Source organism: Viridibacillus sp. d25.2 (assembly GCF_055456015.2).
Genome location: NZ_CM196652.1, coordinates 4,449,600 through 4,470,744, shown reverse-complemented (window position 1 = coordinate 4,470,744; position 21,145 = coordinate 4,449,600). Strand labels below are relative to the sequence as shown.

The window sequence follows — 21,145 nt, the reverse complement described above, 5'->3', positions numbered from 1 at the left end:
ATTAACATATGAACATGTGCTCATGTATTAATGATACTATAGAGCAAAATATTTGTAAACTAAATGGAATTTAATCTTTTGTGGAAGTTAATTCTTAAATTAAGGGGACAAATAAAATATCCCGCATACTCAGCTATAAGGGCATACGGGATTTTTACTTTTATTTCACTGTAAATGTTTTTTCTTCATGGAAATGAAGCTCTTTACCTTTTTCAACATGCAGAGTCACTTTATAAGTACCTGCATCATTGAAAGCGTGTTTAGCTTCATAAGTACCATCTGCTTTTTCTTTAAGTGTTAACCATTCAGCTTCTTCAGTACTATTATTGGCAATTTGGAAACGAACTTTTGCATCTGTCAGTGCTTTACCATCATGCTTGATTGTGACACCAAAATTAGTGTTTTCACCTTTTTTAGCAGTCGTTTGAGAGAAAGTAGCAGTAGTATCGTCATGAGCGTGTGCATGAGCATGTGCTTCTTCTAATTTGCCACCATGCTGATCAGCTTTCGAGTTGTCGCCAGCAACCTGCATGTCAGCATCAACCATTTCATGTGCCTCACCATTTGTAACATGTGCAGTGATTGCATATTCACCAGCTTCTTTAATTGTCATTTCAGCTACATAGATATTATCTTTATTTACTTTAGCTTCTAGCATCTTATCTGAGCCAGTATTATCGTTTTCCACTTCGAACATTACTTCAGAAGCGTCCGTGATTATTTTTTCACCTTCTGTTACTTTTACTTGGAATTCAACTTTATCTCCGATTTCCGCCTTTTTAGGAACGTTTAGATCAGCCTTAAGGACAGCAGTCTTGACCTCTTGATTTTCAATTTTATCTGTATTTTTTTCTTTATTATCATTACAAGCTACAAGTGCAATGCTTGAAAATAGTGCCAAAGCGGTAAGTGTAATTTTGCGCATAAAAAAAACTCCCTTCAATTGAGTACGATTGATTGTACCAAAAAAGAAGAGAGGGTTTGCAAAATATGTGTGAAGTTTTAACTAAATTGATTTATTTCTTGTCAATATAGTAGGTAAGGTCATACCAACTAATACAAGAATGATTCCTCCAATTTGCACCCAAGTTAAAGATTCATGTAAAACAACAACTGAAACAATAACCGCTACAGGTAGTTCCATGGCACTTAAAATAGAAGCCATGCCACCACCAACTTTAGGAACAGCAATTGTGAATAATAATATCGGTAAAATTATCCCGAATAATCCTAGTAATAAACCGAATTTCCATAGTCCACCACCAAATAGTTGTCCGTTCCAAACAATTTCAGGTGCTAAGAAGATAGAAGTTATAACAAGTGCAAAGAATGACATGATCATCATTCGTGCAATTGTCGATATTTCTTCAGTTGGTCTTGAGTTTATTTGGATAAAAATAGAGAAGCTGACTGCTGCAGCAAAACCATAAACCCAACCTTGCCAAGCAATGCCACTTAAATCGACATCTAATATTCCAGCGGCTAAAATTGTTCCCGCGAATAAGAAAATAAGTGAAATGACTTCCTCACGTTTTGGTAATCGATGGTGTAATAGACAATCTATAAGCATGCCAATCCAAGTGAATTGGAATAACATAACAACTGCTAATGAAGCAGGTAAATAATCTAAAGATTTTCCGTATACAATTCCTGTCGTACCTGTGAAAATCCCGGCTAAGACTAGTACACCAAGACTTTGTTTAGATAGTCGAGGTAATTTACGTTGTGTAAGTATAAAGAGTAGAAATGCTAATGAAAATCCAACAACATATTGGCTTGTAACGGCTTCAGCCGAATCAAATCCATGTTGCATAGCAACCTTTACAATAGTTGACAATATCCCATAACTACTAGCTGCAATTATAACTAGTAGCGAGTAAAATAGATTTTTATTCATAAAAACAACTCCTATTTTTGGTCAGTTTAGAATCAACCAAGAGGATAGTATAACATTTTTTTTGAAATTGTGAAAAGAGAAGTGTACTACGTAGTATTGCATTCCACACAAAAACATGAGTTTCCTTAAAATAAACTCATGATTCTATATTCATTTGTACTATCTCTAAATCGCCAATTTTCAAAGTTAGGGACTGATCTTCAATGAGTTATATATGAAAGAGAGGGCACTGAAAAAGTCCGTAAATTGAATTTTAGCCATGGTGGAAACGATTAATCGCTTCTACCATGGCTTTTTCTTCGATGCCGTTAATGTCCGTTCCGGCGGACGCTTTCCTGGGGGCGAACCTTGAGCCGCCTGCACTCCAATCAACTAGTTTATCTTTTTTCTGAGTTTTTTATTCTTTCTGATTCACACCTAACCCTTTTTAATGAAAGGACTAATTCAAGGTGATGCTGTCCATGATTTCCAAACAAGAAACAATCTCTCTAAGCCCTTATATGGTGATAAAAGAAAAATGTCCATTAAAACCAACTTCAAATGAAATCACAGAAATAAAAAGAAGTAGGTAAAAATCAAACACCCACAAACGTATTACTTTGACATAGAAAAATGTAAGGTTTGTCCATTACAAGATGGCTGTTATAAAGACGGTGCCAATTGCGGTGAATTTGAAACGCATCTTGAAGCTAATAAATGAAGAATAAGGGAAATACCAAAAAAAACACCGGCACTTTCTGTTCAAAATTGAACAAAAGGTGCCGGTGTTTACTATTGAAGAACATAACATTTGAAAAACGTTTAAGTTTTTCACAATAATAATTAAATTGATGTAAAGATTCTAGTAATCCTAGTGCATATTTAAATCTTTAATTTTTAGGTCCTACTCTTCCTCCCTTTGTTAACCAACTCCAACACATTCCAAAAAACTTCACCTTTTTTTGGAATATATAAGGAAGGCCAATTAACAACCAATACAAAAAAGCAAGAACCAACAAACCTATCAGTATACTGTTCATCTGTGTTGCGATAAAAATACTAAGAACCGTAATAAGAGCAAATAGTACCAATATTCTCTTGTAAGCTATCAAGAATCTCCCTCCTATTAATCCAATTATACATTAATGGAAGGAAAATCCAAACTTTACAAGCCAGCTACTTGGGTCACTCCACTCTCTCGGCACAAGACAAAAAGCGTCTTGTGTTCGAGCCCTCCAACGCCAGTCGAGTCTAAACGAGCGCCTTGGGCCAACAGGATGTTGGTCATGCAACCGTTGCGACAGGACGTCGGGAACTTAGGTTGCCTTCCTTAATCAGCATATCCAGCTTCAGCGACCAGACTCTGAGGTCACTTCCACTTTCTCGGTCGAAAACTAAAAGATGTTTTCGATTCGAAAGTTCCAGTGCTTGTCGAGTCTTGACGGGCCGCTTCAGCATTAAAGTGTATCCAGCTTCAGGCGCTAGCTGCTCGGGTCGTTTCAGTCGGGTACTCAAAGTCTAAGAGCGACTTTGGCTTCCGCCTTCCAACGACCTCGCAGCTAAACGAGCGCCTTGGACCCACAGGAAGTGGGTCATGCAACCGTTGCGACAGGACGTCGCGAACTTAGGTTGCCTTCCTTATTAAAGGGTTTTAACCATATGGTGGAATGGTTCGTCTATGATTGTCCATGGTTCGGTGATGACGTATCCCATACGTTCGTATAGTTGGCGTGCTTTTTCTTTTTGAGTTTCAACATTTAGTGATATTTTTTTATAACCTTTTTCAAGTGCTAGTTGTTCTGAGAATTCTAAGAGAATAGTACCGATTCCTTGACCGCGGAAGTCGGGATTGATGCAAATTGTATCAACGTAATATTCGTCTTCATGAGCTTCTTTATCTACTTTTGGTGTTTCTGCACCCTTTTCTTGTAGCCATGCTTCTAAGTTGGCATCCATTTGCGGTGCTGCATCACCTGAATAAATGACTAGAGTACCGACCACTTGACCATCATGTTCTGCAACATATGTATTAAGGTATGAGTGACGGTTATCTGTGCGCTCGAATAAGTTTATTAATTCACTTTCGATGGCTTTAGGTTCTGTTTCACCTGTCATACGATTTGCGATATCTCCTATAGCCTCAATAATAAGTGGTGCGACAAGTTTGCCATCAGCAGGTTCAGAATTTCTTACAGTAATCATCATATTTATCAAACTCCTTCAAGTTTAAGTATAGCAAAGAGAGACAGTAATTTCTGATTATAAGTGTTTGTGCCTAGGGCGATTTAAAGGAAGAGAGGGAGGTTCTCCTTAATTTGACGAAAGATGTCGAAAAACACGGAAAGAAACTTTTTCAATAAGTGATTTCATGGTACGCTAGAAGTAAGATATTTTGTGGAGGAGTTTGTAGATGTTAGACTCAAAAAAAGAATTCATTCTCGTATATGGAGATGCGTTTGTAGATTTTATTTCAAATGATAAGACTAATACGTCTTTTACTAAGTTTTTAGGTGGCGCTACTGTAAATGTAGCTGCGGGAATTAGTCGCATAGGTGCGCCTTCTGCATTAATCACAATAACAGGGGATGATGAAACATCTGAATTCGTCCGTAATGAACTAGACAAAGAGGGCGTAAATATGAATTATGCCAAATTTCTCCCTGAAAAACGCGTAAGTGGTGTACATGTCCATTTGACTGAAGGAAACGATCGTATTTTTACGAATTATATTGATGAAACACCTGATTTACAAGTAGAGACTGAGCATTTACAAGAAGAAGCATTTAGACGCGCTTCTATTTTTAACATTTGTTCAAATACTATGTTCCATCCGATTGCACTTGAAACAACTCGTGCAGCAGTAGCGTTGGCTAAAAAACATAATGTATTACTCGCAATGGATGCAAATATTCGTCCATTACGTTGGGAAAGTCAAAAAGCTTGTTATGAGACTATTAATACGTTTTTAAATAATGTGGATATGTTAAAGTTAGCTGATGAAGAAATGTTCTTCTTAACAGGAACAACAACACTAGAAGAGGGCATTGCAGCGTTAGCAAAATACAATATTCCGTTAATAATGATTACGGTTGGGGCACAAGGCACGCATGTCGTGTTAAATGGTGAAGTGAAACATGTACCTTCTATTCCAATTACATGTGTGGATTCAACAGGTGCTGGGGATGCCTTTATGGCAGGAATATTAAGATATGCACATTTAAATGGCATACCAAAAGCGATGGAAGATGCCTATAAGTGTGTATTCTTTGCCAATCAATTAGGGGCAATGGCTGCAACAAAAGCAGGTGCGATTACAGCAATGCCTTGTTTCGAGGAGATACAATCACTTATTAAAGAAGGTGTTTAATGGTGGAGAAAAATTATCAGGCATTAGTTGAAGAGCGTATCTTCTTCGGGGGAGCAGCAGATGCAGAATACGCTGTCACGAATGAAAAAGTTGATATTGTTATCGATTTACGTGTGAAAGAACCGGAAAAGGTTACTTATAATAGAGTACACGCTCCTATTGCAGACGAAGTAGAACAGGTTGAAGCTTCTATCTTGCATGCAGTCGATGAAGTAGTTTCAGCATACCGTGATGGGAAAAAGGTGTTTTTCCATTGTGGTGGCGGTGGTGGTCGTGCAGGTACCGTCGCAGTTGCTACACTTATTGAGCTAGGACAAGCAGAATCTGTTGAAGAAGCCGAACAAAAAGCCAAAGCTATACGTGATAAAGTAAATGTTCGTGAACCAATGAAAAAAGCTTTGCAAAATATATATAATAAATAACTAATAAATCCTTGGTGCATTTGCAGCAAGGATTTTTTGTATATATAAAGCTGAGCTTTTGTAATTGTAAATGGCCCGTTTAATTTCATAATATTCTATAACAAAACAAATGAGGGGTATTTCCTAAGGAGTTCCAATTTTATGAGCTAATTAAACTACACGGAAAGAACAATCAAACTGAATTTTTTTATTAAGAATGAACGAAGTACTCTTACAATATTGCAGCTATGGGAAAGGTTGCATATGTAATTTAAAGCGCCTGTCGAATTAAAGCGCTTTTTATTGAAATAAGTAACACATTATTAGAAAGTAATAAGTAGCGTTTTATATTCGCAAGTAATTTGAAAAGAATTAATTTTAATTTCCTCCAAGTAGAATGAATATCTGCCTATGGATAAGGTATTAAATATCCTTATCTCTCACAGTAATATACAATGAGCCATTTGGTTGAACTTGAGCATAGAATACTTCTTTGACAGCTTCTATATCTTTTTTACGTAGCTTACGTAATAGCCAATCCTCTGTTAAGTTTAGTTCCTCCATAGTACTCCTTACAATCTTCCCATCGGCGATTACTTCCATAGGTATATGCGGGGGAGTTGAGACATCGGCTTTTACATCTTGTTTTGTGGCACTCAGTTGCGGTGTTTTTTTCAAAATGCTTAGCTCTCCGTTTGTTTCTAAAATAGCATATTCTACATCTTGAATTGAGAAGACTGATTGTTCACGCATCATCATCATGACATCATCCATATGCAGCCTAGCGGACTTTAAGGCTTGTACAGATAGTTCGCCGTGTTTAATTATAACTGTAGGCGTATCATCTATTATGACTCGTATCTTTGGAAACTTTATTGCTAGAATACTCATAAGTATTGTTAAAACAGTCCACCATACTAGTGAAATCAAGCCATCAATAAATGGTGTTTCTTCTTGAGAAGCAATTTCTGCCGCTATCGATCCAATTGTAATACCTGTAATGTAATGGAAAAATGTTAGCTGACTTAGCTGTTTTTTTCCAAGCCAGCGCGCCAATATAAGCAATACAATAAATGATATAGTTGTTCTCAGCATCATTTCCCAAAAATTAATTTCGAAAAAATGGTCCATGTAAATCAAACTCCTTTTCACTTCATATCCATTAGCTTTCCTTTAAAGACTACAGATATTCCTAAAAAATATGAAAACATTTGCTTAGTTATTGCTATAATAAGTAAATTGATTATTTCGAAATCAGAAGGAAGTGTGACTAAATAAAATGACGACTGTAAATAAAACGCACTCATTAGGGAATCCAGTGTATCCGATAATGTTTGCAATAGGGCTTTGCCATTTGTTCAACGATACTTTACAAGCAGTTATCCCGGCTATGTTCCCTGTATTAGAAAGTGAGCGAGGTTTAACATTTACTCAACTTGGTTTTATAGCATTCGCATTAAATATGGTAGCTTCGGTTCTACAGCCGGTCGTTGGTTATTTTAGCGATAAAAAGCAAAAACCGTATGCATTACCGCTCGGTATGACTAGCTCATTTATTGGTATGGCAGGTTTAGCGTTTGCCGCAGATTACTGGATGATCTTAGTTTCGGTTATATTTTTAGGTTTTGGCTCAGCTATTTTCCATCCAGAAGGTTCTCGCGTTTCTTTTATGGCGGCAGGTTCGAAACGCGGATTGTCACAATCTATTTATCAAGTTGGTGGTAACTCCGGGCAAGCGTTAGCACCTTTAATTAGCGCTTTTATTTTAGTGCCATTTGGTCAAAAAGGAGCGGCATGGTTTTTAATTGTCGCAGCTTTAGGTATCATTGTTTTATCAAAAATTTCTGCATGGTATAAAAAACAATTAGAGGAAGAACGTTTATCTAAAAAGAAAAAAGGGATTATCTCTTCTTTACCACAAATGACAAAAAAGCAGGTAGGAATTGCACTTGGCTTATTAATGATGGTCATATTCGTCCGTTCACTTTATGTTACAAATATAACTAGCTTTTATATCTTTCATTTAATGGATAGATACGGTTTAACAATACAAAAAGGACAGTTAATTATTTTTGTATTTTTAGCTATTGGAGCGGTAGGAACATTCTTTGGTGGACCAATGGCAGATAAGCTAGGGCGTAAAAACATCATCTTATTATCGGTGCTCGTCCCGATGCCACTTGCTTTAATATTGCCTTATGTTCCATTGTGGGCAGTAGTTGTATTACTTATTTTAATTGGCTTCTTTATTATGTTAAGTTTCTCTGTAACAGTAGTTTACGCACAGGAATTAGTACCGAGTAAAATCGGTACAATGGCAGGGTTAACGGTAGGATTAGCTTTTGGAATGGGTGCGATTGGAGCAGTCGTTATTGGTATTATGATGGACCATTATGGGATTTTTAAAACAATGGTTGTTATATCTGTATTGCCTTTACTTGCTTTAGTGGCTTTTGCATTACCGACGGATCGTAAATGGAAATTAAAAAGTTAAAGTTATTTATAAATAAAAAAGCTGTCTAATTTGTCATTTGAATGACTGTTTAGACAGCTTTTATTATTGTCGCGATTTACTTGGTATTATAGTTGGATCTGTTACCCGGTTTTCAGAAATATGCACCTCATGCATTTTGTTGTCATGCATAAACTTGAAGATACCATTATCAAAATCAGTACCAATTTCTTTAAAGAAAATACCTTCGTAATAAATGTTCTTTGAGCATGTAAAACTTACTTTATAATCGTTACCGTCCTCTAGTAAATACGCTCGTACACCTTTTTCAAACATTGCATCTTCTTCATTACGGACGTGACGCTCTACAGAAACAACATGTAAATCAACAAAGGAAATTGTTTTCAGAAGTATGTTCATAAATGAACCTTTCGTAATTTCTTCCCAGCGGCTCTGTGCAGTTTGGCCAATAACGACTTGTGTAATGTTGTATAGGTGTGCAACCTCAGCAATAACATTTTGAATTGGTTTTTTCTCGTTGTCGCGGATGATAAATTCTTCTACTTCTAGCTCTTCCGCAAGTTGCTGCCAATTAGTAAGATATTCAACTTTTTCTGCATCGAAGTTATCGAATGGTTGCGGATCAACCGTCAAAATATACAGTGGGCAGTCAAGCATTTTCGCTATTTTATGTCCTCTGCGAATCAATCTATCTCCATTTGCTCCGTAGTATGCACATACTAAAATACTCTCGTCCATTCGTCCTCTTAAATGTTTCACGGTAGTTTTCACCTCGTGTTTATTATTTTGCTATTTTATATGAAAGTGCCTAAATTTTATACGGTTAGTTGAAGAAAGAATATAAATAACAGACTGTTTCAGTTCAATGATTTTACAAATAGTTTATACAAAAAATCTTTGTTTAACTGCATTTTTTAATGTCTTATCACTTATCTTAAATTTCTTTTGTTACAAAAGATTCGTCCGTTACTTCTCACTATTAGGTATGAACTTTTTCTTCAAAAAAAATCACGAATACCTAATCTGCATCCGTATGGCTTCTTATTATGATGGTACACACATTTATAGTCAAGTGCTCCCATAATTGAAAATTACTCTGGTAATAAATCTTTATATTTTAAGGGTGATTAACATATAGATTTCTTCAGAACTACAAGGGGAGCTTAAAACAAAAATGAGATGAAAAAATTGAGAAGAGAGGGCTGAAAAAGTTAAACATAAATTAAGCGAAATTAACAATTTTATGACTATTTATTGTGTTGGAGTTGTTTTTTTGTGATTTGAGTAGCATAAAAGTGAAATGAGCGAGAAAATATTGTATAATTTACAGAGAATCTCGTTATATCCTTTTAAAATTATAATCACCATATTCTGCATTGATATTTATTAAATGGTTGTAATGCTAGATTTTCACCACGTATTGTTTCACCCCTAATTCTACATTCTTACAGTAATAGAACACCAAAAGAGTCCATCAGGCTTCTTAATAAGATATTATATATTTTGTCCATCGAGTACCCTTTAAACATGAAAATTCACATAATATTAGAATACTGCAACAAGGAGGTTTGGACTTTTGACAATAAATTTGGCAATTGTAATACCGTTTTTGATGGCAATACTCATTCCAATTCTTTATAGGCGTTTTACTAAACTACATATTGGCTGGCTTGTATTAGTAGTACCTGTCATTATTTTTATAATGTTAGTCAGATTAGTACCATTAGTAGCGGAAGGACATACTTTCTCTCATACGTATAATTGGATTCCTTCTTTGGATATTAATTTTACAACGTATTTGGATGGGCTAAGTATGATATTTGGACTTCTCATCACTGGTGTAGGTAGTTTAGTTATTTTGTATTCCATTTTCTATTTATCTGCTAAAGAATCCCTTCAACATTTTTACTGCTATTTACTCCTTTTTATGGGCGCTATGTTAGGCGTCGTATTTTCTGATAATTTAATGGTGTTATACGCTTTCTGGGAGCTAACAAGCGTTTCTTCGTTCCTATTAATTGCGTTTTGGCATCATCGTAAAGCTTCGCGTGCTGGTGCACAAAAGGCTATGCTCATTACAGTTACTGGCGGCGTTTCGATGCTTGTTGGTTTTATAATGTTGCATATGATGACGGGTTCATATAGTGTGCATGAGATTATTCATAATGTAAGCCAATATACGGACCATCAGCTGTTTATTCCTGCAATGATATTAATATTGTTTGGAGCGTTTACAAAATCTGCACAGTTCCCATTTCATATATGGTTGCCAGATGCGATGGAGGCACCAACACCCGTTAGTGCTTATTTGCACTCAGCGACGATGGTGAAGGCTGGAATATACTTAGTTGCTCGGTTAACTCCTATTTTTGGAGGAGATGCAATTTGGTTTTGGCTCGTAACTGTAGCAGGGCTTGTGACGTTGTTCTGGGGTTCGTTTAACGCGGTGAAGCAAACGGATTTAAAAGCATTACTCGCTTTTTCTACCGTCAGCCAATTGGGACTCATCATGAGTTTGTTTGGTATGGGTTCAGTCGCTTTTAAGCTTGGCTATTCAGAATCAACTATTATTTATACACAGGCGACTTTTGCTGCGCTCTTTCATTTAGTGAATCACTCTACTTTTAAAGGTGCGTTATTTATGATGGTTGGGATAGTCGATCACGAGCTAGGGACACGTGATGTCCGGCGACTTGGGGGCTTGATGTCGATAATGCCTCTGACGTTTACGGTCGCTGTCATTGGTAGTCTATCGATGGCAGGAATGCCACCATTTAATGGCTTTTTAAGTAAGGAAATGTTCTTTACAGCTGCTATTCAAATGCGGGATCTCGATATTTTTTCAATCAGTAGCTTAGGGATATTATTCCCTGTTGTAGCATGGGTGGCGAGTATTTTCACCTTTGTATATTGCATGATTATCATCTTCAAAACATTCTTTGGTAAACCTTATGAGGAAGGCGAAGGTAAAGCTATCCACGAGGCACCAATAGGAATGCTAGTATCACCCATAATTTTATGTGTGCTTGTTATAGGAATATTCGTCTTTCCCAATGTTCTTGGGCAATATATTTTGAAGCCTGCAATGGCAAGTATTTATCCTGGATTTGCTCCAGCTGATATACTTACGCCAGAAATTCATGCTTGGCATGGTATTAATACAGAATTACTTATGACGATTGGAATCGTAATTGTTGGCTTATTGTTATACAGGAAATTAAAAACGTGGAAGCCTGTGTATCGTTTATTCCCTTATCGCTTTTCATTTAATGAACTGTTCAAGAGCTTATTAGAGAGACTTGAAATTGGATCAAATAAGGTGACAACAAATTATATGACGGGTTCATTAAGAAAATATGTAATTTATATATATTTATTTTTCATTGTAGCGGTCGGCGGCTATTTCTTATTTAGTGGTGGATTTGCTTATAGCAATGCAAATGATGCGCCCGTTGAGGTTTATGAATTGATGTTAATCACTGTGATGTTGTTAGCTAGCGTATCGATGCTCTTTGTAAAGTCGCGTTTAACGGCTATATTATTGAACGGAGTTATTGGGTTTGGTGTTTCAATTTTCTTCGTTATTTTCAGAGCACCAGACCTTGCTTTAACTCAACTTATTGTAGAGTCCGTAACGACGGTGTTATTTCTACTTTGTTTTTCATTTTTACCAGAATGGAAACGTGAAGATTCTTCTAAATCAGTGAAGGTAAGTAATGCAGCAGTTGCAGGTGCTGTTGGCGCACTAGTTGTTGTTATGTCATTTGCAGTTATGTACTATGATGAATTCGATTCCATTTCTGCGTATTTTGAGAATGCATATGAGCTAGCTGGCGGTGCCAATATCGTCAACACAATATTAGGTGATTTCCGTGGCTTTGATACGATGCTTGAAGTGGTTGTTCTCTTTATTGCTGGCTTAGGTGTTTATACGCTTATTAAGCTGAAGGCAAGAAAGGGGGACACAGACAGTGAAAATTAATGATGTAATATTGCGGACGGTAACAAAGATCGTCGTCTTTATCATTTTGACATTAGCTGTTTATCTGTTCTTTTCTGGACACTATTCTCCAGGCGGTGGCTTTATCGGCGGGTTAGTGCTCGCTTCTGCAATTGTATTGTTGTATTTAACTTCTGATATTGAAACAGTGCATAAAGGCATGCCGTTTGATTTTAAACTTGTTGCGGCACTGGGCGTTTTAATTGCAACAGGAACTGGCTTTGCTTCTGTCATTTTCGGCAAAGATTTTATGACCCAAGCCGCTACGAAAATGAATTTGCCGATATTTGGTGAAACGGAATTTGCCTCGGTTGTATTATTTGAAGCAGGTGTTGCAATGACAGTTATTGGTGTCGTTGTGACAATTATATTAAGTATAAGTGAGGATGAGTAGACGATGGAAACATTAATGATTTTATTAATAGGCGTACTAATCGCAGTCGCTACGTATTTAATCCTCTCAAAAAATTTAATCCGAGTGATTTTAGGGACTGCAGTATTATCGCACGCAGTACATTTGTTAATATTAACAATTGCTGGCGTGAAAAAAGGTAATGTACCGCTATTGAAGGAAGCAGAAGCTCCGTATACAGACGCTTTGCCACAGGCATTGATTTTGACAGCCATTGTCATTAGCTTTGCTGTGACCGCTTTTGTTTTGGTACTAGCTTATCGCACATATCAATCCAATGGGACAGATGACTTGGAAGGATTGCGAGGGCCAGAGAATGAATAATATTGTTGTAATTCCATTGATTTTGCCAATTATGCTTGGTATTGCACTCGTGTTTTTACGTCCGTATGTGAAGACACAACGTGTAATTAGTCTGTTGACGATGGTAGCAATTACTGTTGTGAGTATGATAATGCTTGGTAGAATCCAAGAGACGGGCATAATGCGACTTGATTTTGGTGGTTGGAAGCCACCGTTTGGTATTTTGTTTGTTGCAGATTCATTTGCCGTGTTACTTGTATTAACAACGAGTATTGTAACAGCCATTTGTTTGCTTTATGCGTTTTCCTCTATCGGTGAGAAGCGAGAGAATATGTTTTTTTATCCATTTGTACTTTTGTTAGTAGCAGGTGTAAATGGTTCATTTTTAACCGGCGATATTTTTAACTTATTTGTTTGTTTTGAAGTGATGTTGTTAGCATCGTACGTACTTATTACGCTTGGTGGGGAAAAGGCACAGCTCCGTGAGTCATTGAAGTATGTGCTCATAAATGTATTAGCTTCCTGGTTTTTCTTAGTTGCACTTGCTTATTTATATGGTACTTTAGGGACTTTGAATATGGCGCATTTAGCAGAGAGAGTTGCTGAAGCTGGTCAGGATCCAATTCTGACGACTATAGCGTTACTATTTTTAGTTGTCTTTGCATTGAAGGCAGGCCTACTTTTATTCTTCTGGTTACCAGGTTCATATAGTGTACCGCCAACTGTTATTGCAGCCTTGTTCGGAGCGCTTCTAACAAAGGTTGGTATTTACGCTTTGTTCCGTATGTTCACGCTCATTTTCATACATCAGCCGGAAGTAACACATTTGCTCATTAAAGGAATGGCTGCTGTAACAATTATTGCCGGATGTTTAGGGGCATTAGCATATAAAGATGTACGTCAAATTGTTGCATATAATGTTGTCATTGCTGTCGGCTTTGTATTAATTGGACTTGGCGTGTCGACAGAAGCAGCTTTCGAAGGGGCCATTTATTATTTAATGCACGATATGATTGCTAAGGCGATGCTGTTCTTACTTGCTGGTACTATGATTTTTTTAACTGGTGAGACACGCTTTGATAAAATGAGTGGTTTGATAAGAAATTATCCTGTATTCGGTTGGATGTTCTTTGTTGTAATGGTATCACTTGCAGGTATTCCACCTTTTAGTGGATTTGTCGGTAAGGTACTTATTGGACAGGGAATGATAGAGACAGGTTCGTACGTATTATTAGCACTGGCTTTTATATCTAGTGTAGTCGTGTTGTATTCATTATTACGTATTTTCTTAAATGCTATTTTTGGTGAAACAATTATTATTATTGAAGATGAAACACCGTTGCCGAAGAGAATGTTGACGCCAATCGTATTATTTGCTATTTGTACGATGGCACTTGGCTTTGGAGCAGAGGGGCTATCTAGTTATGTGAGTGACGCTGCGAATACTTTAGCTAATCCATCCATTTATATTGATGCAGTACTCGGCGGAAAATAAGAAGGAAAGAGGTGAGACGTGATGCCAGCACAGTTTTTATTAAATATATTTATTGCAGTGTTATGGATGTTATTGAAAGATGAAGATGCTCCGTATTTCACGACGTTTATGACAGGATTCGTAGTGGGGATTGGCATATTATATTTAATGCATCGTTTTTTTGGAACTCAATTTTACTTAAAAAGATTGTTTGCACTCATAAAATTGCTGTTTCTTTTTATATGGGAACTATTATTGTCTAGTGAGCTTGTTTTGAAGCAGATTTGTAGTCCGAAGTTGAAGATAAAGCCCGGAATATTCACATATAAAACAGCCTTAAATGGAGATTTGGAAATTACGACTCTTTCAATCTTATTAACGCTGACACCTGGTTCGGTTGTGATGGAGATATCGCCAGAAGGGGATCTTTTCTACATCCACGCGATGGATTTGGAGAAGTCAAAGGCAGATGTACTGCGCTCAATTGGGAACTTTGAGAAAGCCATTATGGAGGTGACACGCTAATGACGGAGACGATATTACTCATTTCACTGACTTTATTTGCATTAACAATTATGGTTGCGTTTTACCGAGTTTTACGTGGCCCTTCAATGCCAGATCGCGTAGTAGGTCTTGATATGATTGGGGTTAATTTGCTGTCGATGATAGCAATTATTTCAATTGTACTAAAGACGAAGGCGTTTCTAGAAGTTATTCTGATTTTGGGGATTCTGTCGTTCATTGGGACGATAGCATTTTCAAAATACCTAGAGAGGGGCGCTATCATTGAACGTAAATCCGATCATTGAGTGGGCAGGTGTGTTGTTGATCTTCGGTGGTAGTTTGATGAGTTTAATCAGCGCATTCGGTTTGCTTCGCTTACCAGATGTGTACACTCGTTCGCATGCAGCAACGAAGAGTTCAACATTGGCTGTACTACTGTCGCTTCTTGGTGCATTCTTATACTTTTGGGCGCATGATGGCTATATAAGTGTTCGTATAATACTTGGTATAGTATTTGTGTTTTTAACAGCTCCTGTAGCAGGACATTTGATCACCCGTGCTGCGTACCGTTCAGGCGTTGAGCTATCAGAGTCTTCAGATGATGATGAGCTTGAGGAGATTTTGTTTCCTGAGGGACGCGATAAGGGAAATTAAAAGATAAAGCCTCCGGCGGATGTCACGGAATCGGAAAGGAGTTCTTTGTGCAAGCACAAATCCGATTCTGGACGCAATTATGCCGAGGCATAATTGATTATGAAGTAATTGGCTATCTAATAAGTAGTAAGTTATCTTACTTAATTAGATAGCCTTTTTCGTGATTCATAAGTTGAAAATCTACCTTCATATTAAATCTTTCTCACTGTATTATTCATCTTCATATCGAAGCATCCTGTAACCGACACGTACATGAGTCTGAATATACTTTGGGTTTGCTGGGTTTTCTTCAATTTTTTTGCGTAAAGTTGCCATGAAAACCCGTAAACTTGGTACATCAGATTGCAATACTTGCTGCCAAACTTCTTTCAAAAGAAAATTATGTGTTAATACTTTTCCAACATGTTTGGCTAATACGACTAATAACTTATACTCAATTGGTGTAAGATGTACTTCCTCTCCACGGATAAACACGGTATTCGCTAAGTAATCAATTTTCAAATCACCATTTGTGAAGTTAGGGAGCTCCCTATCTAGAAGGCCTTCTTTTTTAACTCTCCTAAGCGCTACACGAAGACGAGCGAGTAGCTCGTCTACGCTGAATGGTTTTGTCACATAATCATCAGCTCCTGCATCGAGTGCATGAATTTTATCATGCTCCTCGCCTCGTGCACTGACGATAATAATTGGTGTTTGAGACCATCCACGAATTTTATTAATTACTTCAATGCCGTCCATATCTGGTAGTCCAAGATCAAGAATAATTACATCAGGTGGCAATGAAAGTACCTTTTGCAATGCTGATTTACCATCAATTGCAATATCGTATTCATAGCCTTGCGTACTCAATGTCATTTTAATCAGGTTTCCTATAGCTTTATCGTCTTCAATTACAAGAATTCGGTTACTCATCGACATTGACAACTCCTTTATTAAGTACAAAACTAAAAACGGTACCTTTTGGCTCATAGTCTGAAACAGTCAATTTACTATCATGTACTTTTAAGATGGTTTGGCACAGTGCTAAGCCTAGTCCTAGACCCCTTCGGCTGTCACTACGATAAATTTTCCCAGTTGTAAAAGGTTCAAATAGTCGTGTTTTTAGAGCATCGTCAATGCCAGGTCCATTATCGCTAATACTTATATGCACATAGTTACCCGTTTCCTTTGCAGTTAGGATAATCTCACTTCCTGCTGGTGTGTATGTCAGTGCATTATCAACAATATTGATAATTACTTGGATAATAAGCCGTGCATCCATCACTGCAAATAACAAGTCTGGTTCGACATGGCAATGAATTTGATGTGTATGTTCATTGCGAGCTACATGCATTAGCGCCTCTTGTAGGATATCTTCAACAAGCTCCGGTCGCATTTCAATTGCAAGTTGACCATCATCTAGCTTCGAAACGGCGAGTAAATTCTCCACCATTTGTACAAGCCATTTTGAGTTACTGTAAATATCTTGGTATAGCTGTTTTTTTTGCGTAGCGTCAATTTGATCACTTTTGGTCAATAATATATCAGCGTTACCTGAAATACTTGTAAGTGGCGTCCTTAAATCATGAGAGATAGCACGTAAGAAGTTTGCCCGCATTTGCTCAAGCTCAGCCTCTCGTGAGACCTTCTCATTAGATTTCTGTAAGTACCATTTATCAATCGCGAATGAAAAATCATTCATAATTGCATGTAAAATATGTCGTTCAAAAGCAGGTAGTGGTGTTTCTTTCGACAGCATAATACCAATTACTCCTTTGACGTCATCACCTGAGAGAAATGGCAAATAGTAAGCACTTGCCCCAGGAAACGTATCAGTAGATATACCAGCTACTTGCTTGTTATTGGCAACCCATGCGACCACACCACGCTCGTTCCTATCCTCAAATAAAGTTGCTAATTCATTATTTTTTGAGTTAGTCATCATATCAGTTGGGAAAAATGATGATTTCACAATCTGTTGTTGGTTGAATTCATAAAATATAGCTGGCTTTTCCACAAGCTTAACAACTTGTGACATCCCCTCTGTAACAATATCTTGTAGCGATTTAGCCTGCTGTAACTTACGGTTAGTTTCAAGTAAAACCTCCATTCGATAAGATTTCTGTACTGCACTAATAGCTTGTTTTTTTACTTTTCTTGTCAAAGTACTTGTGATTATCCCAGAAATGAACATGATTAAAAACGTCATTGGATAATCTCTGTTATACGCTTCAAATGAGAATCGTGGTTCGGTAAATATAAAATTAAAAATAAGAACCGCCATCAATGAACTAATTATGCTAGACACCCAGCTCGTTGACCAAATGGCAAGTATTAACACGCCTAAAATATAGATCGTTATTATGTTGGCTTCACTTACACCTATTCTAGAAAAGAACAACCCAATTAGGGATGCCATACTAAAAATGAATAGCATTTTTAGTAAGTCATACCATTCAAATTTTAGGTGTGACCGTACTTCTGGGAAACGTATCGATTCGTTTTCTTGATCAGGTACAATATACATCGCTAAATTTGGTGCAAAATCGTTAAGCCGATCACCGATTTTGGAGTTAGGTCTCCACCATTGTTTCTTTGTAGTTGTTCTACCGATAACGAGTTTTGTTACGCCACTCATTTGAGCATAATTAGCGAGCGCTGCAGCAATATCATCTTCTTGTACAGTCACTATATGCCCACCAAGTTGCTCCGTTAATTTAATATGCTGTTGCAATCTCTCTGAATTAACCTCATTTTCATCCTTCATTTCTTTGTTATGTACATATAGTGCAGTAAATTTACCATGTGAGGATTGAGCTAGTCGTGCTGCTGTTCTTATTACTTTCGCATTGGTAGGTGAACTACTGATACCTACCAATATATGTTCCTCAATTTGGGTATTGTGGAACAGTGAACAGCTTTCTTGCGTTTTTTGATAATCAATTGTATCAGCAGTCCTGCGCAAAGCTATCTCACGGAGTGCAATTAAATTTGGCTTTTGAAAAAAATGTTGCATGGCTTTTTCAGCCTGCTCAGTATGATAAATTTTACCTTCTCTTAATCGTTGTATTAAATCATCAGGCTCAATATCGACAAGTTTAATTTGGGTAGCATTATCAATCAGGTAGTCTGGAATACGTTCCTTCACTTTCACACCCGTAATTTCCTCAACCAAATCGTGAAGACTCTCAATATGTTGTATATTGACAGTTGTATAAACATGAATACCTTTTGCTAATAACTCTTGAACGTCACCAAATCTTTTTAAATGGCGCATTGTAGGTACATTTGAATGCGCAAGTTCATCAATCAGTACAAGATCAGGTTTACGTTCTATGACTGCATCTATATCCAGCTCTTCAAATAACTTTCCTTTATAGTTAATTCTTTTAGTGGGGATTATTTCAAGTCCTTCAAGCAATGCAGCTGTTTCTGGTCGTGGATGAGGTTCAACATAGCCAACAACTACATCCAAACCTAGCTTTTTCGTTTGATGGGCTGTGTCGAGCATTGAATACGTTTTACCTACACCAGCGGCATAACCAAGAAATATCTTCAGATTCCCTAATGCTTCTTTTGATTCCTGTTTTTTTATCTTAGCTAAAATTGCATCGGGACTAGGGCGCATGTATTCCATCAATCTTCACCTCCTCCTTATTATATCCTCAACTAGCATTAAGACAGTATTAAGTTTTAAATCTTAATACCATTTTAATACAAATCACTGATTTTCTAACACTACATTAATTTTAACTGCATTATGATTATGCATGAAATCAATAGAAGGGGTGATGGACTTAATGGATATATACATGGTGATGGCATTAATCATAAGTTTTGCTAGTCTCTATTGGCTAACGGTTTGGTGTTATAAGCAAGTAGATAATTAAGGGGGTCTTCTTATGTGGATTGTAGTAGGCATCATTATTGTATCGCTGTTTGGTTATTTAGGTCACGCATTGCTCTATCCAGAAAACTATTAAAATACCTATTGGGGGAAATAAATATGTGGCAAATTGCCTTAGTGCTCGTCATTTATTTACCGCTCGTCATTGTAGCAGGTCATTATTTGTATCATGTGACGATGCAGCAAAAGACATGGCTTGATCCGGTAATGAATCGAGTGGATAACATTATCTATAAATTTTGTGGTATCAAGCAAGTCGATATGACAGGTAAACAATATGTAATAGCACTCATTCTATCAAACGCTATTATGGTATTCATCGGCTATCTCATATTACGAATTCAGTCGGCTTTGTTTCTTAATCCGAATGATATCGATAATATGGAAGCCACGTTGTCATTCAATACGATTATTTCATTTATGACAAACACGAATTTGCAACACTATAGTGGTGAATCAGGGTTAAGTTATTTGGCTCAGATGCTTGTCATCACATTTATGATGTTCACTTCTGCTGCGACAGGTTATGTAGCATGCATGGCATTCTGTCGTAGACTGGTTGCGAAATCAGATACAATAGGAAACTTCTTTGTGGATTTCGTACGTGTGATAACACGTATATTAATTCCTATCTCATTTATCGTGGCGCTGATTTTAGTATCACAAGGTTCACCACAAACTTTGAAGGGGAACGAAACAGTTCAGACAATAGATGGAAAGATGCAGGATATTGCACTAGGTCCAATCGCATCACTTGAATCGATTAAACACATCGGTACAAATGGTGGGGGTTTTAACGGAGCTAATTCAAGCACACCATTTGAAAATCCAACAGTCATTTCAAACATTGTGGAAATGCTATCTATGATGTTATTGCCTGGTGCATGCGTTGTGACATTCGGTTTAATGGTTGCAAACCGACGTAAGAAAACGCTATTTGGCAAACAAGGCTTGGTAATTTTTGCAGCTATGAGCATTCTTCTTCTCATAGGTTTAGTTACTTGTTACATAGCAGAAAATGCAGGTAACCCCATTATTAATAATCTAGGTATCTCTCAGGATTTAGGTAGTATGGAAGGAAAGGAAATGCGCTTTGGTATACCCCAATCTGTGTTGTTCACAGTCGTGACGACGGCCTTTACGACAGGCTCAGTGAATAATATGCATGATACTTTAACCCCACTTGGTGGTATGGTGCCGATGTTTAATATGATGTTGAATGTCGTGTTTGGGGGCAAAGGTGTTGGATTAATGAACATGATGATGTATGTCATGTTAACCATTTTCATCGCATGTTTAATGATCGGACGTACTCCGCAATTTTTGGGAAAAAAAATTGAAGAGAAAGAAATGAAATTAATAGCACTTTGCATTTTAATCCACCCTGCTATTATATTGTTATTCTCAGCTCTTGCTGTAACGACAACAGCGGGTATTGCAGGAATTACAAATCCGGGAGCACACGGTTTATCACAGGTTTTATATGAATATGCCTCATCCTCAGCAAATAATGGTTCCGGTTTTGAAGGTTTAGCAGATAACTCGTCATTTTGGAACATGACGACCGGTTTTGCTATGTTCTTTGGACGCTATCTATCTATCATTATTCAACTAGCTATTGCATCACTATTAGCAAAAAAGCTATGGCACAGTGATTCGGTGGGAACATTGAAAACTGATAATGCAATGTTCACATTCTTGCTTATCGCTACTGTCTTGATGATTGGTGCATTGACCTTCTTACCAGCTTTAGCATTAGGCCCAATTACAGAACATTTACAAATACGTTCTTAAT

Annotated in this window: 20 protein-coding genes; 12 read left to right on the top strand and 8 right to left on the bottom strand. The window is 37.1% G+C overall.

All coding sequences use genetic code 11. From position 1 onward, the window contains the following. Positions 1–160: 160 nt before the first annotated feature. The 4 genes from ACZLO7_RS21820 to ACZLO7_RS21805 form a co-directional block, all read right to left on the bottom strand. Complete coding sequence (locus ACZLO7_RS21820; RefSeq protein ID WP_464938477.1) at positions 161–925, bottom strand: FixH family protein; 765 nt, start codon at positions 923–925, stop codon at positions 161–163. An 81-nt stretch (positions 926–1,006) separates the two neighbouring features. After that, positions 1,007–1,897, bottom strand: a complete 891-nt coding sequence (locus tag ACZLO7_RS21815; protein WP_464938478.1) for an EamA family transporter — start codon at positions 1,895–1,897, stop codon at positions 1,007–1,009. A gap of 869 nt (positions 1,898–2,766) precedes the next feature. Beyond that, a complete protein-coding gene (locus ACZLO7_RS21810; protein ID WP_464938479.1) occupies positions 2,767–2,988 on the bottom strand; it encodes a hypothetical protein in 222 nt (73 codons plus the stop codon). A gap of 529 nt (positions 2,989–3,517) precedes the next feature. Further along, the gene (locus ACZLO7_RS21805; protein WP_464938480.1) at positions 3,518–4,081 is read right to left on the bottom strand and encodes a GNAT family N-acetyltransferase; all 564 of its coding nucleotides are present in this window, start codon (positions 4,079–4,081) and stop codon (positions 3,518–3,520) included. A 205-nt stretch (positions 4,082–4,286) separates the two neighbouring features. On the opposite strand from ACZLO7_RS21805, the gene ACZLO7_RS21800 reads away from it, so the two are divergent. Both ACZLO7_RS21800 and ACZLO7_RS21795 read left to right on the top strand, forming a co-directional pair. Then, positions 4,287–5,243, top strand: coding sequence for a carbohydrate kinase family protein (locus tag ACZLO7_RS21800; RefSeq protein ID WP_464938481.1), 957 nt, complete (start codon positions 4,287–4,289; stop codon positions 5,241–5,243). Beyond that, positions 5,243–5,665 carry a protein-tyrosine phosphatase family protein gene (locus tag ACZLO7_RS21795; protein WP_464938482.1) on the top strand — a complete coding sequence of 141 codons (423 nt, stop codon included), beginning with the start codon at positions 5,243–5,245 and terminating at the stop codon, positions 5,663–5,665. Before ACZLO7_RS21800 ends, ACZLO7_RS21795 begins: the two co-directional genes overlap by 1 nt. 402 nt (positions 5,666–6,067) lie before the next feature. Here the strand turns inward: ACZLO7_RS21795 and ACZLO7_RS21790 are convergent, their stop codons facing one another. Further along, entirely contained in the window at positions 6,068–6,775 is a 708-nt protein-coding gene (locus ACZLO7_RS21790; protein WP_464938483.1) for a YetF domain-containing protein, read from the bottom strand. A 148-nt stretch (positions 6,776–6,923) separates the two neighbouring features. Here ACZLO7_RS21790 and ACZLO7_RS21785 point away from each other — a divergent pair, with 148 nt between their 5' ends. Next, the gene (locus tag ACZLO7_RS21785) at positions 6,924–8,138 is read left to right on the top strand and encodes an MFS transporter (RefSeq protein ID WP_464938484.1); all 1,215 of its coding nucleotides are present in this window, start codon (positions 6,924–6,926) and stop codon (positions 8,136–8,138) included. Between the two features lie 63 nt (positions 8,139–8,201). Here ACZLO7_RS21785 and ACZLO7_RS21780 read toward each other — a convergent pair whose 3' ends face one another. Beyond that, positions 8,202–8,876, bottom strand: a complete 675-nt coding sequence (locus tag ACZLO7_RS21780) for a histidine kinase (protein ID WP_464938485.1) — start codon at positions 8,874–8,876, stop codon at positions 8,202–8,204. 817 nt (positions 8,877–9,693) lie between these two features. Here ACZLO7_RS21780 and ACZLO7_RS21775 point away from each other — a divergent pair. From ACZLO7_RS21775 to ACZLO7_RS21745, 7 genes are read left to right on the top strand one after another with little or no spacing between them, the layout of a single operon-like run. Further along, on the top strand, positions 9,694–12,099 hold the full coding sequence (locus tag ACZLO7_RS21775) for a Na+/H+ antiporter subunit A (RefSeq protein WP_464938486.1): 2,406 nt from the start codon (positions 9,694–9,696) through the stop codon (positions 12,097–12,099). Next, positions 12,089–12,511, top strand: coding sequence for a Na(+)/H(+) antiporter subunit B (locus ACZLO7_RS21770; RefSeq protein ID WP_464938487.1), 423 nt, complete (start codon positions 12,089–12,091; stop codon positions 12,509–12,511). The genes ACZLO7_RS21775 and ACZLO7_RS21770 overlap by 11 nt, the downstream gene beginning before the upstream one ends. A 3-nt stretch (positions 12,512–12,514) precedes the next feature. Continuing rightward, positions 12,515–12,853, top strand: coding sequence for a Na(+)/H(+) antiporter subunit C (locus ACZLO7_RS21765; protein WP_340708080.1), 339 nt, complete (start codon positions 12,515–12,517; stop codon positions 12,851–12,853). After that, on the top strand, positions 12,846–14,327 hold the full coding sequence (locus ACZLO7_RS21760; protein ID WP_464938488.1) for a Na+/H+ antiporter subunit D: 1,482 nt from the start codon (positions 12,846–12,848) through the stop codon (positions 14,325–14,327). The genes ACZLO7_RS21765 and ACZLO7_RS21760 overlap by 8 nt, the downstream gene beginning before the upstream one ends. A gap of 21 nt (positions 14,328–14,348) precedes the next feature. Beyond that, a complete protein-coding gene (locus tag ACZLO7_RS21755; RefSeq protein WP_427754090.1) occupies positions 14,349–14,831 on the top strand; it encodes a Na+/H+ antiporter subunit E in 483 nt (160 codons plus the stop codon). Further along, the gene (locus tag ACZLO7_RS21750; RefSeq protein WP_464938489.1) at positions 14,831–15,115 is read left to right on the top strand and encodes a Na(+)/H(+) antiporter subunit F1; all 285 of its coding nucleotides are present in this window, start codon (positions 14,831–14,833) and stop codon (positions 15,113–15,115) included. Before ACZLO7_RS21755 ends, ACZLO7_RS21750 begins: the two co-directional genes overlap by 1 nt. Next, positions 15,093–15,464 carry a Na+/H+ antiporter subunit G gene (locus tag ACZLO7_RS21745; protein WP_464938490.1) on the top strand — a complete coding sequence of 124 codons (372 nt, stop codon included), beginning with the start codon at positions 15,093–15,095 and terminating at the stop codon, positions 15,462–15,464. The genes ACZLO7_RS21750 and ACZLO7_RS21745 overlap by 23 nt, the downstream gene beginning before the upstream one ends. 210 nt (positions 15,465–15,674) lie before the next feature. Here the strand turns inward: ACZLO7_RS21745 and ACZLO7_RS21740 are convergent, their stop codons facing one another. Both ACZLO7_RS21740 and ACZLO7_RS21735 read right to left on the bottom strand, forming a co-directional pair. Next, entirely contained in the window at positions 15,675–16,376 is a 702-nt protein-coding gene (locus tag ACZLO7_RS21740) for a response regulator transcription factor (protein WP_464938491.1), read from the bottom strand. Next, on the bottom strand, positions 16,369–19,080 hold the full coding sequence (locus tag ACZLO7_RS21735) for an ATP-binding protein (protein ID WP_464938582.1): 2,712 nt from the start codon (positions 19,078–19,080) through the stop codon (positions 16,369–16,371). Before ACZLO7_RS21735 ends, ACZLO7_RS21740 begins: the two co-directional genes overlap by 8 nt. Before the next feature lie 265 nt (positions 19,081–19,345). On the opposite strand from ACZLO7_RS21735, the gene ACZLO7_RS21730 reads away from it, so the two are divergent. Together ACZLO7_RS21730 and kdpA are read left to right on the top strand one after the other, a co-directional pair. Continuing rightward, positions 19,346–19,426: a potassium-transporting ATPase subunit F gene (locus tag ACZLO7_RS21730; protein WP_427754099.1), complete on the top strand. Its 81-nt coding sequence runs from the start codon at positions 19,346–19,348 to the stop codon at positions 19,424–19,426. A 23-nt stretch (positions 19,427–19,449) separates the two neighbouring features. After that, complete coding sequence (gene kdpA, locus ACZLO7_RS21725; protein WP_464938492.1) at positions 19,450–21,144, top strand: potassium-transporting ATPase subunit KdpA; 1,695 nt, start codon at positions 19,450–19,452, stop codon at positions 21,142–21,144. Position 21,145: the final 1 nt, after the last annotated feature.

Excerpts from the sequence above, each read along its gene's own strand:
- ACZLO7_RS21820 (WP_464938477.1), bottom strand. The coding sequence starts at position 925 with ATGCGCAAAATTACACTTACCGCTTTGGCACTATTTTCAAGCATTGCA.
- ACZLO7_RS21815 (WP_464938478.1), bottom strand. The coding sequence starts at position 1,897 with ATGAATAAAAATCTATTTTACTCGCTACTAGTTATAATTGCAGCTAGT.
- ACZLO7_RS21805 (WP_464938480.1), bottom strand. The coding sequence starts at position 4,081 with ATGATGATTACTGTAAGAAATTCTGAACCTGCTGATGGCAAACTTGTC.
- ACZLO7_RS21800 (WP_464938481.1), top strand. The coding sequence starts at position 4,287 with ATGTTAGACTCAAAAAAAGAATTCATTCTCGTATATGGAGATGCGTTT.
- ACZLO7_RS21795 (WP_464938482.1), top strand. The coding sequence starts at position 5,243 with ATGGTGGAGAAAAATTATCAGGCATTAGTTGAAGAGCGTATCTTCTTC.
- ACZLO7_RS21790 (WP_464938483.1), bottom strand. The coding sequence starts at position 6,775 with ATGGACCATTTTTTCGAAATTAATTTTTGGGAAATGATGCTGAGAACA.
- ACZLO7_RS21785 (WP_464938484.1), top strand. The coding sequence starts at position 6,924 with ATGACGACTGTAAATAAAACGCACTCATTAGGGAATCCAGTGTATCCG.
- ACZLO7_RS21765 (WP_340708080.1), top strand. The coding sequence starts at position 12,515 with ATGGAAACATTAATGATTTTATTAATAGGCGTACTAATCGCAGTCGCT.
- ACZLO7_RS21760 (WP_464938488.1), top strand. The coding sequence starts at position 12,846 with ATGAATAATATTGTTGTAATTCCATTGATTTTGCCAATTATGCTTGGT.
- ACZLO7_RS21755 (WP_427754090.1), top strand. The coding sequence starts at position 14,349 with ATGCCAGCACAGTTTTTATTAAATATATTTATTGCAGTGTTATGGATG.
- ACZLO7_RS21750 (WP_464938489.1), top strand. The coding sequence starts at position 14,831 with ATGACGGAGACGATATTACTCATTTCACTGACTTTATTTGCATTAACA.
- ACZLO7_RS21740 (WP_464938491.1), bottom strand. The coding sequence starts at position 16,376 with ATGAGTAACCGAATTCTTGTAATTGAAGACGATAAAGCTATAGGAAAC.
- ACZLO7_RS21735 (WP_464938582.1), bottom strand. The coding sequence starts at position 19,080 with ATGGAATACATGCGCCCTAGTCCCGATGCAATTTTAGCTAAGATAAAA.
- ACZLO7_RS21730 (WP_427754099.1), top strand. The coding sequence starts at position 19,346 with ATGTGGATTGTAGTAGGCATCATTATTGTATCGCTGTTTGGTTATTTA.
- kdpA (WP_464938492.1), top strand. The coding sequence starts at position 19,450 with ATGTGGCAAATTGCCTTAGTGCTCGTCATTTATTTACCGCTCGTCATT.